The sequence below is a fragment of the Nocardia cyriacigeorgica genome, from assembly GCF_010858045.1.
GTDB classification, from domain to species: domain Bacteria; phylum Actinomycetota; class Actinomycetes; order Mycobacteriales; family Mycobacteriaceae; genus Nocardia; species Nocardia cyriacigeorgica_E.
The window spans coordinates 1-277 of record NZ_JAAGVC010000396.1 but is presented as its reverse complement, the minus strand read 5'-3'; the positions used below and the strand labels follow the sequence as shown (position 1 = coordinate 277).

Sequence of the window (277 nt, the reverse complement as noted above, 5' to 3'; positions counted from 1 at the left end):
CTCCTCGGTGTACAGCGGAATCTCGATCAGCCCCGACGCCTCGGTCGGTAACGCGAGCACAGCGACGCGATCGATGTCGACGTGGTCGACCCTGGTGGCGCCTGCGGCCACCGACATCTGACTGGCCACGCCCTCACCGGAGCCGATGATGAGCACATTGTCGAGCTTCTCGGCCAGCACGAAGGCGGGCACCATCATTGCCTCGTGGTAGGTGACCTGGGAGAACTCGGTGGACTGCCGGTCGTTGTCGGAGAACAGGCTGACGCCCTGTGCGGTC

At 65.0% G+C, this 277-nt stretch carries 1 pseudogene; it reads right to left on the bottom strand.

Features of this window, described 5'->3' with window-relative positions:
* Window positions 1-277, bottom strand: a pseudogene (locus GV790_RS30180) (hypothetical protein); the annotation flags it as partial.